Source organism: Sphingorhabdus sp. (assembly GCF_044239665.1).
GTDB lineage: Bacteria > Pseudomonadota > Alphaproteobacteria > Sphingomonadales > Sphingomonadaceae > Sphingorhabdus_B.
Window position 1 is genome coordinate 11,410 of record NZ_JBIIBA010000005.1, and the last position, 14,843, is coordinate 26,252.

13 protein-coding genes are annotated in these 14,843 nt (G+C 57.9%); 3 read left to right on the top strand and 10 right to left on the bottom strand.

The genetic code is table 11. The features are described from left to right. The first annotated feature begins 31 nt into the window (after positions 1-31). The 3 genes from rpe to purH are packed head-to-tail and all read left to right on the top strand — an operon-like array spanning position 32 to position 4,002. The gene (rpe, locus tag ACILP3_RS02510) at positions 32-694 is read left to right on the top strand and encodes a ribulose-phosphate 3-epimerase (RefSeq protein WP_395615097.1); all 663 of its coding nucleotides are present in this window, start codon (positions 32-34) and stop codon (positions 692-694) included. Then, positions 691-2,409, top strand: coding sequence for a heparinase II/III family protein (locus tag ACILP3_RS02515; RefSeq protein ID WP_395615098.1), 1,719 nt, complete (start codon positions 691-693; stop codon positions 2,407-2,409). Before rpe ends, ACILP3_RS02515 begins: the two co-directional genes overlap by 4 nt. A gap of 3 nt (positions 2,410-2,412) precedes the next feature. Further along, complete coding sequence (purH, locus tag ACILP3_RS02520) at positions 2,413-4,002, top strand: bifunctional phosphoribosylaminoimidazolecarboxamide formyltransferase/IMP cyclohydrolase (RefSeq protein ID WP_395615099.1); 1,590 nt, start codon at positions 2,413-2,415, stop codon at positions 4,000-4,002. Between the two features lie 237 nt (positions 4,003-4,239). Here purH and ACILP3_RS02525 read toward each other — a convergent pair whose 3' ends face one another. From ACILP3_RS02525 to recQ, 10 genes are all read right to left on the bottom strand, one after another. Beyond that, entirely contained in the window at positions 4,240-5,775 is a 1,536-nt protein-coding gene (locus tag ACILP3_RS02525) for a DEAD/DEAH box helicase (RefSeq protein ID WP_395615100.1), read from the bottom strand. Positions 5,776-6,081: 306 nt separating this feature from the next. After that, the gene (locus ACILP3_RS02530) at positions 6,082-6,837 is read right to left on the bottom strand and encodes an SDR family oxidoreductase (RefSeq protein WP_395615101.1); all 756 of its coding nucleotides are present in this window, start codon (positions 6,835-6,837) and stop codon (positions 6,082-6,084) included. Beyond that, entirely contained in the window at positions 6,834-7,202 is a 369-nt protein-coding gene (locus tag ACILP3_RS02535) for a dihydroneopterin aldolase (protein WP_295492503.1), read from the bottom strand. The genes ACILP3_RS02530 and ACILP3_RS02535 overlap by 4 nt, the downstream gene beginning before the upstream one ends. Before the next feature lie 20 nt (positions 7,203-7,222). Continuing rightward, positions 7,223-8,101: a class I SAM-dependent methyltransferase gene (locus ACILP3_RS02540; protein ID WP_395615102.1), complete on the bottom strand. Its 879-nt coding sequence runs from the start codon at positions 8,099-8,101 to the stop codon at positions 7,223-7,225. A gap of 2 nt (positions 8,102-8,103) precedes the next feature. Further along, positions 8,104-9,510, bottom strand: coding sequence for a threonine synthase (thrC, locus tag ACILP3_RS02545; RefSeq protein ID WP_395615178.1), 1,407 nt, complete (start codon positions 9,508-9,510; stop codon positions 8,104-8,106). A gap of 41 nt (positions 9,511-9,551) precedes the next feature. Then, positions 9,552-11,135, bottom strand: coding sequence for a GMC family oxidoreductase (locus tag ACILP3_RS02550; RefSeq protein ID WP_395615103.1), 1,584 nt, complete (start codon positions 11,133-11,135; stop codon positions 9,552-9,554). A gap of 67 nt (positions 11,136-11,202) precedes the next feature. Then, positions 11,203-12,114 carry a sterol desaturase family protein gene (locus ACILP3_RS02555; protein ID WP_395615104.1) on the bottom strand — a complete coding sequence of 304 codons (912 nt, stop codon included), beginning with the start codon at positions 12,112-12,114 and terminating at the stop codon, positions 11,203-11,205. Then, the gene (locus ACILP3_RS02560) at positions 12,107-12,523 is read right to left on the bottom strand and encodes a hypothetical protein (RefSeq protein ID WP_395615105.1); all 417 of its coding nucleotides are present in this window, start codon (positions 12,521-12,523) and stop codon (positions 12,107-12,109) included. The genes ACILP3_RS02555 and ACILP3_RS02560 overlap by 8 nt, the downstream gene beginning before the upstream one ends. Further along, on the bottom strand, positions 12,520-12,951 hold the full coding sequence (locus ACILP3_RS02565) for a TIGR01244 family sulfur transferase (protein WP_395615106.1): 432 nt from the start codon (positions 12,949-12,951) through the stop codon (positions 12,520-12,522). The genes ACILP3_RS02560 and ACILP3_RS02565 overlap by 4 nt, the downstream gene beginning before the upstream one ends. 106 nt (positions 12,952-13,057) lie before the next feature. Further along, positions 13,058-14,824 carry a DNA helicase RecQ gene (recQ, locus tag ACILP3_RS02570; protein ID WP_395615107.1) on the bottom strand — a complete coding sequence of 589 codons (1,767 nt, stop codon included), beginning with the start codon at positions 14,822-14,824 and terminating at the stop codon, positions 13,058-13,060. Positions 14,825-14,843 lie beyond the last annotated feature (19 nt).

Below are 14,843 nucleotides of genomic sequence, written 5' to 3' on the forward strand. Positions count from 1 at the left end.
TCGCTCGGAGTGCAGCGTCTAAGCGGATAAAATGACCAACGCCGTCCGCATTGCGCCCTCCATCTTGTCCGCCGATTTTGCGCGGCTGGGCGAAGAAGTCCGCGCGATTGACGCGGCTGGATGCGACTGGATCCATGTCGATGTGATGGATGGACATTTTGTTCCCAATATTACCATCGGCCCTGCCGTCGTAAAGGCCCTCCGCCCGCATAGTGATAAGCCGTTCGACGTGCATTTGATGATCGCGCCGGTCGACCAATATATTCAGGATTTTGCCGATGCAGGCGCGGACATCATCTCGTTCCATCCCGAGGCTGGGCCGCATCCGCACCGCACAGTGCAGCTTATAAAGTCGCTGGGTAAAATGGCGGGTATCGTTCTCAACCCGCACACGCCGGCAAAGATGCTCGATTATCTCATCGACGACGTTGACCTCATTCTGGTCATGAGTGTGAACCCCGGTTTTGGCGGGCAGAGTTTTATTTCCAGCCAGCTGCGCAAGATTGAAGCCATTCGCAAAATGATCGACAAAACTGGCCGCGATATCCGGCTTGAAGTTGACGGCGGCATTACAACCGACACCGCGCCGCTCGCGATTTCGGCTGGTGCCGACACGTTGGTTGCTGGCACGGCCACATTCAAGGGCGGCGAGAGCCATTATGCTGCCAATATCCGGGCGCTGAGGGGTGAATGACCGGCGGTTTTGAGGACGATCGGGATCAACGGCAGACGGCCTTAATCGTCAGACCCAAGGGCGCAGGCCAAGATATTTTCGAGCGTCTCTCTCTTGAATTCTACAAGCTGACATGGCGCACGCCGCTGCACAATGGGCGGTTAAAGGGCAAGGTGCCGTTGCGCCTTCTGGCGGTGCCGAAGGACCCTTTGGAAGGCGATGCCGGGCGAGGTCAGGCGCTGCGCATGGGCAAATTCCATTATCAGGGCTTTGAGCAAGCCTTTGATGCGCTGGATTATGACCGGCTTGATCTGTCGCCATCGCTGACCGATTATATTCACCGTTTTGACTGGCTGCGTGATCTGGCAGCGGCGACCAATCGCGGCGAAGGCGCGCCCGTCGCGGCGCGTATTGCCGATGCGTGGTTGTTGGCCAATGGCATGAAGACGCGTGAGCCGGCTTGGCGTGTCGACAATTGCGCGTGGCGCCTGTTGAACATGGCTGCCGGATCACCATTTTTGCTGAGCAGTTCTGACCCCATTTACCGGTCGCGCGTGATCAACCATTTTGCACGGGTGGCACGCCATTTGGACCAGTCGGCACCAAGGGCGCAAAGCCATTTTTCCAAGACCGTCGGTTGGGCGGGTGTCGTTGCCGCATCATTGTTATTGCCCGAAGGCAAAATCCGTCGCGCCGTGGGTGAAGATGGGCTGTCTGAATCTTTGCGCGCCACAATCTTCCCCGATGGCGGTGTTGTGTCGCGCTCGCCAATCCAATTGATGGAACTCATCGGCCTATTGAGCCTGTTGAAGCAATGCTATGTTGCGCAACGCGAGATGGTGCCGGATTTCCTCATAGAGGCATTGGGCCGTGCGGTTCCTGCCTTATTGGGTCTGACGCATTCCGATGGCGGCCTTGGGGCGTGGCAGGGGTCAGCGCATATGACCGCCGACCGGATTGACGCGCTTGTCGCCGCCAGTGAAGTCCGCGCCCGCCCGCATCGCCAAGCACTGGATTGGGGTTATCAGCGTGTGTCGGCTGGAAAATCTGTACTTTTGCTGGACGCCGGCCCGCCGCCACTCGCGCGCCAGTCGGCGTCGGGCTGCGCCTCGACCCTGGCGTTCGAATTGTCGCATAATGGGCAGCGGATCATCGTGAATTGCGGCGGCGCGGCCTTTGTCGGCGCGACCATATCGGCGGCGCTTGCACGCGGGCTGCGGACCACGGCGGCGCATTCGACCTTATGTTTGAATGACACCAATTCAACCGCCATTCTGCCGGGGGGGCAATTGGGCAAGGGCGTGACGGAAGTCGGCCTTGAGCGCCGCGATATTGATCAGGCGACGCGGATAGAGGCAAGCCATGACGGCTATGCGAAAAGCTTTGGCTATAATCACAGCCGCTTGCTCATCTTGCGGTCCGACGGCATGGAATTGCGGGGCGAAGATACGCTGTTGCCGCAGGAAAAGCCGCAGGCCGATGTGATCGCGCATGTCCGCTTTCATCTGGGCCCGGATATTGAGATCGCGCCCACGGACCAACCGCAGACCGCCCTGCTGCGCATGGCCGATGGCAGCAATTGGGCGTTTATCACCTCCGGCGGCCTATTGTCGGTCGATGATAGCTTATGGGTTGACCAAAATGGCCGACCGCACCCGACCCAACAACTTGTGATCGCCGCTGATACGGGTAAAGGCGAGCTCCATATTAGCTGGCACTTGCGCCATTTAGGATGATTTATGCACGACGTCGTCATTAAACGGGCCCTCTTGTCGGTGTCCGACAAGGATGGATTATTAGAGCTGGGCCATGCGCTGGCGGCGCGCCATGTCGAATTGGTGTCGACGGGCGGGACGGCCAAAACGCTCCGCGCCGCTGGCCTGACGGTGAAGGACATCAGCGAGCTTACTGGCTTTCCCGAGATGATGGACGGCCGCGTTAAGACATTGCATCCGATGGTGCATGGCGGCCTCCTCGCGGTGCGCGATAATCCCGAACACGTCGCCGCCATGGCCGAGCACCATATTGGCGCCATCGACCTTGTGGTGGTGAACCTCTATCCTTTTGCGCAGACGGTGGCCAAAGGCGCATCGCGCGATGAAATCATTGAGAATATCGACATTGGCGGGCCGTCGATGGTCCGTAGCGCAGCCAAAAACCACGCCTTTGTGACGATCCTGACCGATCCTGCCGATTATGATGACTTGATTGCCGAGCTGGAGGAAAGCGACGGCAAAACCAGCTATGACTTCCGCCGCAAATGTGCGGCAAAGGCCTATTCGGCAACGGCGGCTTATGACAGCATGATTAGCCAGTGGTTCGCCTTTGCCGATCAACAGCAACTGTTTCCGGACATGCTTGCGGTCAATGGCAACCGCGCCGCCGAATTGCGCTATGGCGAAAACCCGCATCAGCGCGCGGCGCTATATGTGCCTGTTGGGCCGCATATTGCGGGCATCGCGCAGGCCGAACAAGTGCAGGGCAAGGAATTGTCCTACAATAATTATAACGACGCCGATGCGGCGCTTGAGCTGGTCGCCGAGTTTCGCGATGGCCCGCCAACGGTCGTTATCGTCAAGCACGCCAACCCCTGCGGCGTGGCAACGGGCGCGACATTGATCGACGCCTATCGCGCGGCGCTGGAATGCGACAGCGTCTCGGCTTTTGGCGGTATTGTGGCCGTCAATCGCCCGTTGGATGCAGCGACCGCCGAAGCGATTACCGAGATTTTTACAGAAGTCGTGGCTGCCCCATCCGCCGATGACGCGGCCAAGGCGGTGTTTGCCAAGAAGAAGAATTTGCGATTATTGCTCACGGGCGATTTGCCCGATCCCAAACGTAGTGGCCTGTCGATCAAGCCAATCACTGGCGGATTGCTCGTGCAATCACGTGACAATGGCCATGTTGCCGATGATGCATTCACTGTCGTTAGTAAGCGGCGCCCAAGCGCGCAGGAACTGGCGGACTGCCGCTTTGCATGGACGATCGCCAAGCATGTGAAGTCCAATGCGATTGTCTATGCCAAGGATGGCGCAACGGCGGGCATTGGCGCTGGCCAAATGAACCGGCGCGACAGCGCGCGTATTGCCGCGATTAAGGCCATTGAGGCCGCTGAAACTTATGGCTGGAGCGAAGCGCGCACAGTAGGTTCGGCTGTCGCTTCCGACGCTTTCTTCCCGTTTGCAGATGGTCTACTCGCCGCTGCCGAGGCAGGTGCAACGGCGGTAATCCAGCCCGGCGGATCGATGCGCGACGACGAGGTGATTGCCGCTGCCGATGAAGCTGGCTTGGCCATGGTCTTCACCGGCATGCGGCATTTTAGGCATTGATCGGCGATCTAAGCTAGGTCCTGACCCTAAAGCCTGTCATCCCCGCGGAAGCGGGGATCCATGGTCTATCTCATCCGAGTGGCGTCGATAATGTAGTTGTAGGCTGAGATATCAGGTCATGGATTCCCGCTTTCGCGGGAATGACAAGCATGGCGTCATCCTGAACTTGTTTCAGGATAACGCGCTACGTTTGCTTGCTATCCTGAAACAAGTTCAGGATGACGCCCTAGAGTCAAATTACCCAGCCCGCTTCACGGTGTTTTTGTAACCACCCTTTTTAGGGCCGTAATTGCGGGCAGGTGCGCCGGGGTCGCGGCGGTTTTCGCTGCGCGCGGCAAAGGCGCGGTCGGCGGTTGGACGACGGTCACCCGCAGGCGCATTGTCACTGCGTGGACGGGAGTCGCGGCCGCCGCCTTCACGGCTGCCGTCGCGTGGGCCGATGGCGGGCTGCCAGCCACCTTGCGGCGCGTGCGTGCGGTTGCGGGTTTCGCCGTTCAAACCAGTGCCGCCATTATTGCCGCCAAGCTTTTTGCCAGCATAGTTTGTCCGCCCGCCGCCGGGCTGACCACCACCACGACCGCCACGGGCCTGTTGCGGTTTTTTATCGGCAACAGGGGGTGGCAAGGCTGCGACGGCTGCACGGAAGCCTTCGGGAAGGCCAAGCGTCATCGCGCGTACGCCCGTCAGACGCTCAATATCCTTCATATAGCCACGCTCGTCACCTGCAACGAAGCTCATCGCCACGCCTTCACGGCCGGCACGCGCAGTGCGGCCAATGCGGTGGACATATTGTTCCGGCACATTGGGCAGTTCAAAGTTGAACACATGGCTCACGCCCGGGACGTCAATGCCGCGTGCCGCAATGTCGGTGGCCACGAGGATTTTGATCTTGCCATCGCGGAAGGCTTGCAGCGCAGCGGTACGCTGGCCTTGGCTTTTGTTGCCATGGATCGCGGCGGATTGAATGCCGGCACCCGCCAACCCACGCACAACGCGATCCGCGCCATGTTTGGTCCGCGTGAAAACCAGCGCGCGGTCAATGTCTTCGCTTTGCAATTTCAACGTCAGCAATGTCTGCTTTTCGCGCTGCTCGACGAACGTCACAAATTGCTCAACGCGCTCTGCCGTTGTCGCTGCAGGCGCAACCGAAACACGGACAGGGTTGTTGAGGAAACGGTTGCCAAGCTCGGCAATCGCCTTTGGCATTGTTGCTGAAAAGAACAATGTCTGACGCTGCTTTGGCAATAATTGGTCGATACGCTTCAGCGCGTGAATGAAACCCAAGTCCATCATCTGGTCGGCTTCATCGAGGACAAAGATTTCAACGTCCTTCAACGTGACCGCGCGTTGTTCGATCAGGTCGATCAAGCGGCCAGGCGTGGCGACAAGAATATCGACGCCGCCGGCAAGACGCTTTTTCTGGCTGAAAATCGGCATGCCACCAAAAACGCAATCGACCTTCAGGCCCAAAAATTTGCCATAAGTGCGGAAGCTGTCGGCGATTTGTGCCGCAAGTTCGCGGGTCGGCGACAGAACAAGCATCCGGCAGCTATATTGCTGACGCGCCTTTGGCTTGGTGGCGAAATGGTGGAGTGACGGCAACGCAAAGGCAGCGGTCTTACCGGTTCCGGTCTGCGCAATGCCGCATAGATCGCGACCCTCAAGCAAGGGTGGAATGGCCTGTTGCTGAATGGGGGTTGGCGTATCATAGCCAGCCGCCTCAAGCGCTTTCAGGATAGGTTGGGCAAGGCCCAGGTCTTGGAAAAAAGACATTTTTATACTTTCAAAATAGTCGTCGCGGCCTGTCATGCGCGTCCTTTCATCAGGACCGCACAGGCGCAACAGCAGGTGTTCGGGCGCAGCTTATGCTGACCCGTTGGAAACAACCCTGCGTGATATGGGAAGCCTCTAAGCTTACGCATCTTGTTCGTTTGGCGGAGCCTGTATCAAGGCCCTCACGCTGCCAAAACTGCGGCGGTATTGTCCGCTCGCCTCATGCGCTTGGGCGGCCTATGGCGAAACTGCGGCGAAAACGCAAGTTATTTGTCCGCTCGCGCAATAATCGGTCGCCAGCACTCGCTAAAGATGCATGAAGTCGCGGTCGAAACTTTTCAAATGCGCCCCGCCGTCAACGAAAATGACTTGTCCGCTAACGTCCTGCGCTTGGGCGAGATACACGACGGCGTCCGCGACAGCCGATGGTGATGGCAAGGCGCCCAAGGGCATCATCTGCGCGAGCCGTGTTTCTTGCTCGGCGGTATAATCATCGGTTGCAATGACAAGACCGGGCGCAACGCCATTGTAACGCGCGCGCCCAGCAAAGGATGCGGCCATGGACCGGACCGACGCCGCCAGCGCTTGTTTCGACAAGGTGTAACTCATCTGGTCATGGTGCGGATTGACCACGCGTTGATCGAGGATATTGACGATGGCGGGGCGGGCCTGCGGGCCAGCGGTTTGGACAAGGGCCTGACCTAACAATAATGGCGCAAACACATTCAACCGGAAATGCGCCTCCAATGTTGCCAGCGTCATCGTCTGCCAGTCGTCTTGCCCGAACATCGCCGCATTGTTCACCAAAAGGTCGGGCGTGCGACCGAAATGAGCGGCAATCATGCCCAGTAGCTTGGCCGGATCGCCCGTGCTGAGGTCAAAAGTGAAGGCGTGCCATTCGCTTGCATGCGCCTGCAGCGCCGCTACCAAAGCCGCATCGGGCGGCGTATCCATATGGCTGACCAATGCCAGCGCATATCCAGCGCGCGCGAGTTTCGCCGCAATCGCTGCGCCCAGCCTGCGCTTGCCGCCTGTAACGATTGCAAGCGGCTTAGCGGTCACTTGCGGCCCCGCGACATGGTGATGCCAATCGCCTCATTGTCTTCGGCAATCGCCAGCTTGACGATTTTGACGACGATGTTGCTGATACGCGGGTCGTCGGCGAACAGCGTGTCCATGATATGATCGGCCACTGCCTCAATCAGCGTGAAGTGCACGCCTTCTGGCAATTTTGTCGCCGCTTCTTTCAACGTCATATAATTTTTGGAAGCCGATAAGGGCGTATCCGGCGCATAATGCGGGAAGATATCCAGCGTGGTGCTGATCGATATCCGCAGCGGTTGCGGCAGATGCGTTTCTTGGCTGTAAATACCCGTCAGGACATGGACAACAAGATCGTGCACTTCAAGAATTAAACTGTCGTTCATATCACTCCTTAGACCCCGGCCTAGCGCGACCAGCGCGCGAAAATGGCGGTGGGCAACAAATTGCCCCTGCCTTGTTCGCGTACCGCCAGTTCGCCAAATTCCACTTTGCCACCAAGGTCGGCAAAATGCGATTCCAATAGCCCGCCCAACGCAAGCGCCGACATGCGCACGGCGTAGACGGTTAAAAACAAAAATTTCGATTCCGCATCCAACAGCTTGCGGCAATTGGCGATCAGTTCCGGCAAGTCTTCTTCAAGCCGCCACACTTCGCCTTCGGGACCACGGCCATATTTGGGTGGGTCCAACAATATGCCGTCATAGCGTTTTTCGCGACGCACTTCGCGGGCAACGAATTTGGCGGCGTCATCGACGATCCAGCGGATTGGGCGGTCTGCCATGCCCGACATTTCGGCATTGGCCCGCGCTTGCCCGACCGATTTCTTGGACGCATCGACATGCACCATCTGTGCGCCAGCGGCGGACAGAGCGAGCGTGCCAACGCCGGTATAGCCGAACAGGTTCATGGCAACTGGGTCGGTAACGCCCGCCAATTGCCCCCGCATCCAACGCCATACCGGATCCATATCTGGGAAGAATCCCAAATGGCGAAACGGTGTGCAAGACGCTGTAAAATGCACTTCGTCATTCCACGACAAGGGCCACCCATCCATGGGTACAGGTTTGTTGTTATACCAACGACCGCCGCCATCATCGTCTGATCCGGGAACAAATTCAGCGTCGGCAGGCCATTCTTCCAAGGCCGGCGCCCACATTGCTTGCGGTTCTGGGCGGATGAAATGGCGGTCGCCATAAGATTCATATTTGCGGCCATGACCAGAATCGATCAGCGTATAATCGCTGCGCGGCTCGCTGATCAGGGTGACGAAATTCCGCTCCATATTCAACGCGTGGCGCGCGCCAAGACATAATCCCGCACGGCGTCATATTCGCCGGGCAGAACGTCAAAGCGTTCTTCGCGGTCAAATAATTGCGCAACGCGCGCGGGCAGTGCCGGGCGTATGCCCGTGGCATTCTCAACCGCGTCTGGGAATTTGGCTGGATGCGCGGTCGCCAATGTCACCACAGGCACATCGGGGCGGATGCCAGCGGCACGGGCGGCATGCAAAGCGATGGCGGTGTGCGGATCAATAATTTGGTCGGTGGCGCCATAGGCCCAACGCATGGCCGCCGACATCTGCTCGGCATCGGTGCGCGCGCTGGTCAGCAACGCCGCATTTTTGCGCATCTCGGGCGACAGCACCATCTTGCCCATTTGTTCGAACCATTTCATCCGCGCGCCTGTGGTCGCCCCATCGCGGCCCTCCAGATCGAACAATAGACGTTCAAAATTGCTCGACACCTGAATATCCATTGATGGCGATGCTGTCGGGGTCACGCCGAGTACCGAATAGTCCCCTTTTGAAAGCGCGCGGTGCAAAATATCGTTGATGTTGGTGGCCACAATCAGGCGCTCAATAGGCAGGCCCATTTGTGCGGCGACATAGCCAGCAAACACATCGCCAAAATTTCCGGTCGGCACCGAAAAAGCGACCTTGCGTTCAGGGCCGCCAAGCCGAAGCGCGGCGTAGAAATAATAAACGACTTGCGCCATTAGGCGCGCCCAATTGATCGAATTGACCGCAGAGAGGGTCAGCGGGCCATTCACATCCTTGTCGTTGAACATCCGCTTCACCATCGCTTGGGCGTCATCAAAGCTGCCGCCAATGGCGATGTTATGGACATTTGGCGCAAGAATGGTTGTCATCTGCCGCCGCTGCACATCGGACACGCGGTTGTGTGGATGGAGCATGAAAATTTCAATTTGCGCGCGTCCGGCAACGGCATCAATGGCGGCTGAACCGGTGTCGCCAGAGGTTGCGCCGACAATCGTCAGTTTTGTGTCTGTACCCGACAGAAAACGTTCAAAAAACTGGCCAAGCAATTGCAGCGCCACGTCCTTGAACGCCAAGGTCGGGCCGTGGAAAAGCTCAAGCAACCAATGCTGGCCATCCAACTGCACCAGCGGCGTCACCGCTGTATGGGCGAAAGAACCATAAGCAGTTGCGCACAAGCTCTTCAGCTCCGCCTCGTCCAAAACCCCTTGGGTAAATGGGGCCATGATGCGCGCGGCGAGATCGACATAAGACAGTCCGCGCATCGCGGCGATTTCGTCCGGCGAAAATTGCGGCCAATGGCGTGGCACATAAAGCCCGCCATCGCGTGCCAAGCCCGTCAGCGTAACGCCTCCAAAATCAAGCACGTCTGCGTTGCCGCGTGTGCTGATATATTCTGTTCTGTTAATCACCATAGCGGCCACGCGGTTAAACGCAGCGCCACATTTACGCAAGATTATTGCAAATCAGCGCGGACAAATTCGGCACATCTTTCGCCGATCATGATGCTTGGCGCATTGGTGTTTCCAGAAACAAGGCGCGGCATGATGCTGGCATCGGCCACATATAGCCCTTCTATGCCCCGATATTTCAGGCGCGAGTCGACGACATCATCATCATTCGGTCCCATGCGGCAGGTGCCAACGGGGTGGTAGACCGTATCGGCGCGGCTGCGGATCAGGTCGTCCAATGCAGCGTCGTCGTTGATATCAACCGGATGCCGATTCTGGCCATTATAGGCGGCAAGCGCGGGCGCTTCGAATATGCGGTGCATTGCGCGAACGCCGGCACGCAGCGTCGCTATGTCGCGGTCATCGCTTAAAAAGGCCGGATCAATGACTGGTGCAACGTTTGCGTCCGATGATGACAAACGCACAGTGCCGCGGCTTTCAGGACGCAGCACGCAGGCGTGGCAGCTAAAGCCATGGCCCTTTACTTTGGAACGGCCATGGTCTTCCAACATCGCAGGGACGAAATGATATTGGATATCGGGTGCTGGCAAGCTTGGGTCCGAACGCCAGAACCCGCCCGCCTCGGCAAAGCAGGTTGTCATGACGCCAGTGCGCTTACGGCGATGTTCGATGATAGCCTTAACCATCTTGGCCGTGCCAGCGAGCGAATCGCCGAAGAAATCATCTTTGGATTCGGTTTTGAAGCTGGAAACATAATCGATATGGTCTTGCAGGTCGGAACCAATCGCGGCCTTGTCATGGACAACGTCCACGCCAACACTGCGCAAATGTTCGGCCGGCCCCATGCCCGATAGCATCAGTATCTGTGGCGAGCCAAATGCGCCTGCCGATAAAATAACGGCGCCGCGCGCTTTGATCGTCCGGCGTTTGCGGCCCTGACGAATGATAACGCCTGTGGCGCGGCCATTTTCGACGATGATCTTTTCGGTCAGCGCGCCAGTCAATATCTCCATATGGTCACGCGCCGGCTCGACATAAGCGCGCGCGGCGCTCCAACGTTCGCCGCCCTTTTGCGTAACCTGATACAGGCCAAAGCCGTCCTGCGTCGCGCCGTTAAAGTCCGCATTGACGGGCAATTGCAATTCAGCCGCGGCTTCCACAAAGGCAAGGCTGCCCGCTTGCGGCCAGCGTTGATCGGAAACCGAAAGCGGCCCGCCCGACCCATGAAAAGCATCCGCGCCGCGTTCATTATCTTCGCAGCGTTTGAAATAGGGCAACACATCGTCATAAGACCAACCATCGCAGCCCAAAGCGGCCCAATTGTCATAGTCATATTTATGGCCACGAATGTAGACCATTGCGTTAATCGCGCTGGACCCACCAAGGCCCTTGCCGCGCGGTTGGTAACCCGTGCGGCCATTCAGGCCCTTTTGCGGGACGGTTTCATATTTATAATTGGACGCATTGCGGATGAACGGCATGAAGCCGGGCGTCTTGATCAGCATGTTATTGTTCGTGCCGCCCGCCTCAATCAAGCAGACTGTATATTTGCCACCCTCGGACAGCCGTCCAGCGGCTGCGCTGCCTGCTGAACCACCGCCAATAACAATGATGTCGAACTCGTCCATATTGCCTGCTCCCTCTTAACAAGAGAGTTTAAGCGGACGATTAATTACTGGCAAGGGTGTAAATAGGCTATGAGCGCACAGTCGGGTCAGCTTTGGCTTGCTGGCCTTCCAGCCATTGCGCACGGATGCTGTCCGACGTGTCCCGGCTGCCATCATGGCTCCAGCCCGGCGGGCGCCACAGATAGGAAAATTTATGCCGCCATGGTGCGGACCATAAATCTTGGGCGATGCCGATCCATTCATGAAACACGCTCCACAACAGGTTGAACGTGCCCAATTGCTTGACGATGCCATAGCGGATTTTTTCGCCCTCGACTTCCTCGGTAAAGGTGCCGAACATGCGGTCCCAGATGATGAACGTCCCGGCGTAATTCTGGTCCAGATAACGCGGGTTGGTCGCGTGATGGACGCGATGATGGCTGGGCGTGTTCATGACATATTCGAACCAGCGCGGGAATTTGTAAATCGCCTCGGTGTGGATCCAGAACTGATAGATGAGATTGAATGCGCCGACGAACAACAGCATCGCGGGATGAAAGCCCAGAAATGCCAAAGGTATTCGGAAGATAAAACCAAGCGCGATAAAACCAGTCCATGTTTGGCGCAAAGCCGTCGATAGATTATAATGCTGACTGCTGTGATGGTTTACATGGCTTGCCCAGAACCAGCGGACGCGGTGTCCCGACCGGTGCGCCCAATAATAAGCAAGATCATCAAGTACAAAGCATAAGGGCCATGCCCACCAGACCCAGCCGATATCGAAAAAGCGATGTTCATATATCCACATGGCAAGGCTGAACACCAATGCGCCGGTCAATGCGCCGGCCACGGTGCTGCCCGTGCCCAAGGCAAGCGACGTTAGCGTATCGCGCGGTTCATATTTCTCTGGCGCGCGCCGGCGCGCCCACAGCATCTCTGCAACGATCAGGATGATGAACGCCGGAACGGCATAATCAATTGGGCTGAACAGTTCAGGCATATATGCGCCCGATATTCAAATGGCGCAGGCCGGCGGCCCAATGCGTTGCTTGTGCACCCAGATTGAGTGTCACCGACCCAAAGCTTTTCTCGCCAGTGCCGATGGTGAGAAAATTTTGGTCAAGCCGCGCTTCATTATGATGGTCCAGCAACCGCCCTACCCATTGCACCCCATGTCGCCGCACCACAAGGTGCCGACCGTCGGCATCGCGCATCAATGCGGCCATGCCCGCTTTATCAATGGCGATTTCCACCGGATCGAAGCCGCATAAAGTCTCTTGTGCAATTTCGCGCGCTTGATCTTCGCTGCGTATGCGGACGTCGCCACCGAGTTTCCAGAACCGCGCAAGCCACGCGATGGACAAAATCGCGGCGATGGACCCTGCCAGCTTAAGCAATTCTGCCGTCACGCAGCGCGCCCGCGCAGAATGTCCATCATCGCGGTCACAGGTGTTAGATCATAACCCGCATCGGCGGCCTTTTCGGCCAATACAGCAGGATGTTCCCCCTTGGACGCCTGCGCCAAGGCCCAAAGCAACGTCGAGCGCGTGCCGGAGCGGCAATAGGCCAAGATTTTACCATCCGTCTTTGCCACCGCTTCGGCCATGGCGGTCACTTGCCATTCGGCAAAGCCGGCATGGGTGACTGGAATGGCGACATAATCCAACCCTGCGCCCCGCGCGGCGGCTTCAATCTCTCCGCCGGGCGTTTGATCGGCTGATTCATCTTCGGGGCGGTTGTTGATGATCAGTGTTACGCCCGCTTGCGCAGCGTCCTTGACGTCCCCAACGGCAATTTGTGGGGCTACAAAGATGCGGTCTGTGAGTTGGCGAAACATCTGAAAAATCCTGTTATAAAATCGCCATAGCCGACGAATATCTACCCGTCATATTTTAATCCGCAATCGATAACAAGGAAGGACAATGCTGCGATAAGCTTCGGTCCTAAAATTGTGCAATTACCGACAGAAATTCTTCGCCATAGGCCTCTAGCTTTCGTGCGCCGACGCCGCTGATCCGGCCCAAGGCGCGAATATCCGCTGGCCGGGTCAGCGCCATTTCGCGCAAGGTCGCATCGTGGAAAATGACATAAGGCGGCACGCCAACATTTTCGGCCAATGTCCGGCGTTTGGCGCGCAAGGCCTCAAATAACGGATTGCCAATGGGGTTGTCAGGGCGGCCACCACGGCGTTTATTGCCGGGTTTCACCACAGCAATCTCAATTTTTTGATCGCCGCGCATGATGTTGCGGGCATCGCCCCCAAGTTTCAGGCCGCCATGTTCGTTGGCGATAAGAGCGCCGCGCGCCTGCAAGGCACGGGACAAGGGCTTCAGCATCGCGGCCTCATCCCTGTTTACAATGCCAAAGACCGAAAGCTGGTCATGCCCGAATTGCGTGATCCGGTCGTCTATATTGCCCGTTAGGACCTTTTCCAAATGCCCCATGCCGAACCTTTGCCCCGTCCGATAAGCGGCGGAGAGCAATTTGCGGGACAGCTCGGTCACGTCGTGCACGTCGGGCGCATGCAAGCAATTGTCGCAATTGCCGCAGGATTCAGGCGGACTTTCGCCAAAGTGGCGCAGCAGCACCGCGCGGCGGCAGCCGGGCGTTTCCACCAAATGCGACAATGCGGCCACGCGCGCCAATTCCGCCTCACGCCGTTCAGGCGGTAACTCGGTCAAGCGTCCGCGCGCACGGGTGAAATCACCTGCTGACCACAGCATATGCGCCACCGCCGGGTCGCCATCGCGCCCCGCCCGGCCGCTTTCCTGATAATAGGATTCAATCGATTTTGGCAGGCCAGCATGCACCACAAAACGGACATCAGGCTTGTCGATACCCATGCCGAATGCGACCGTTGCGACCATGACCATGTCTTCGGAGGACACAAATTCGGCCTGCGCACGGGCGCGTGTCTGTGGTTCCATGCCCGCATGATAATATAAAACTCTGCGGCCCGTCTCGGCAATCTGGGCGGCGATTTTTTCGGTGCGGTCGCGGGTCTGGGCATAGACGATACCTGCACCCTGCAAGCCTTTGACCAATGCTGCGATGCCGCTGTTCGGTGCGGCTTCGGCGAAATAGCGGATGTTGGGACGGTCAAAACCGGCCACCATGACGCCTTCTTTGGCTATGCCCAGTTGTTCGGCAATATCATCGCGCGTGTGGGTGTCGGCGGTGGCGGTCAGCGCCAGGCGCGGCACATGGGCAAAATCATCCAGCAATGGCCGCAGCAGCCGATAATCGGGCCGGAAATCATGGCCCCATTCGGACACGCAATGCGCCTCATCAATCGCAAAAAGGGATATTTTCGTCTCGCGCAGCAGGCTGCGAAACTCTTGTCCTGAGGCCCTTTCCGGTGCGACATATAACAGATCAAGTTCGCCTGCGCGGAACCGTGATATGGTTTCGGCGCGATTGTCGTCGGCTGACGTCAGTGTTGCCGCGCGAATACCCACGGCATCGGCGGCGCGCATTTGGTCATGCATCAGCGCAATCAACGGCGATATAACAATGCAGGTGCCATCCATGATCACGGCGGGCAGTTGATAGCAAAGCGACTTGCCCGCGCCCGTTGGCATGATCGCCAGCGTCCGCTGACCTGCCAGAACGCGCGTCACCACCTGTTCTTGTTGTCCGCGAAAGCCGGCAAAGCCGAACAATCGGTGCAAAACATCGGCTGGCGTGGGGGGAGGAGCGACGGAGGCCATTGGAAGGCCCTAGCGTGAC

Coding starts and splice junctions, on each gene's coding strand:
- thrC (WP_395615178.1), bottom strand. CDS start 9,510: ATGGTGATTAACAGAACAGAATATATCAGCACACGCGGCAACGCAGAC.
- ACILP3_RS02515 (WP_395615098.1), top strand. CDS start 691: ATGACCGGCGGTTTTGAGGACGATCGGGATCAACGGCAGACGGCCTTA.
- ACILP3_RS02535 (WP_295492503.1), bottom strand. CDS start 7,202: ATGAACGACAGTTTAATTCTTGAAGTGCACGATCTTGTTGTCCATGTC.
- ACILP3_RS02550 (WP_395615103.1), bottom strand. CDS start 11,135: ATGGACGAGTTCGACATCATTGTTATTGGCGGTGGTTCAGCAGGCAGC.
- purH (WP_395615099.1), top strand. CDS start 2,413: ATGCACGACGTCGTCATTAAACGGGCCCTCTTGTCGGTGTCCGACAAG.
- ACILP3_RS02565 (WP_395615106.1), bottom strand. CDS start 12,951: ATGTTTCGCCAACTCACAGACCGCATCTTTGTAGCCCCACAAATTGCC.
- recQ (WP_395615107.1), bottom strand. CDS start 14,824: ATGGCCTCCGTCGCTCCTCCCCCCACGCCAGCCGATGTTTTGCACCGA.
- ACILP3_RS02555 (WP_395615104.1), bottom strand. CDS start 12,114: ATGCCTGAACTGTTCAGCCCAATTGATTATGCCGTTCCGGCGTTCATC.
- ACILP3_RS02540 (WP_395615102.1), bottom strand. CDS start 8,101: ATGGAGCGGAATTTCGTCACCCTGATCAGCGAGCCGCGCAGCGATTAT.
- ACILP3_RS02525 (WP_395615100.1), bottom strand. CDS start 5,775: ATGTCTTTTTTCCAAGACCTGGGCCTTGCCCAACCTATCCTGAAAGCG.
- rpe (WP_395615097.1), top strand. CDS start 32: ATGACCAACGCCGTCCGCATTGCGCCCTCCATCTTGTCCGCCGATTTT.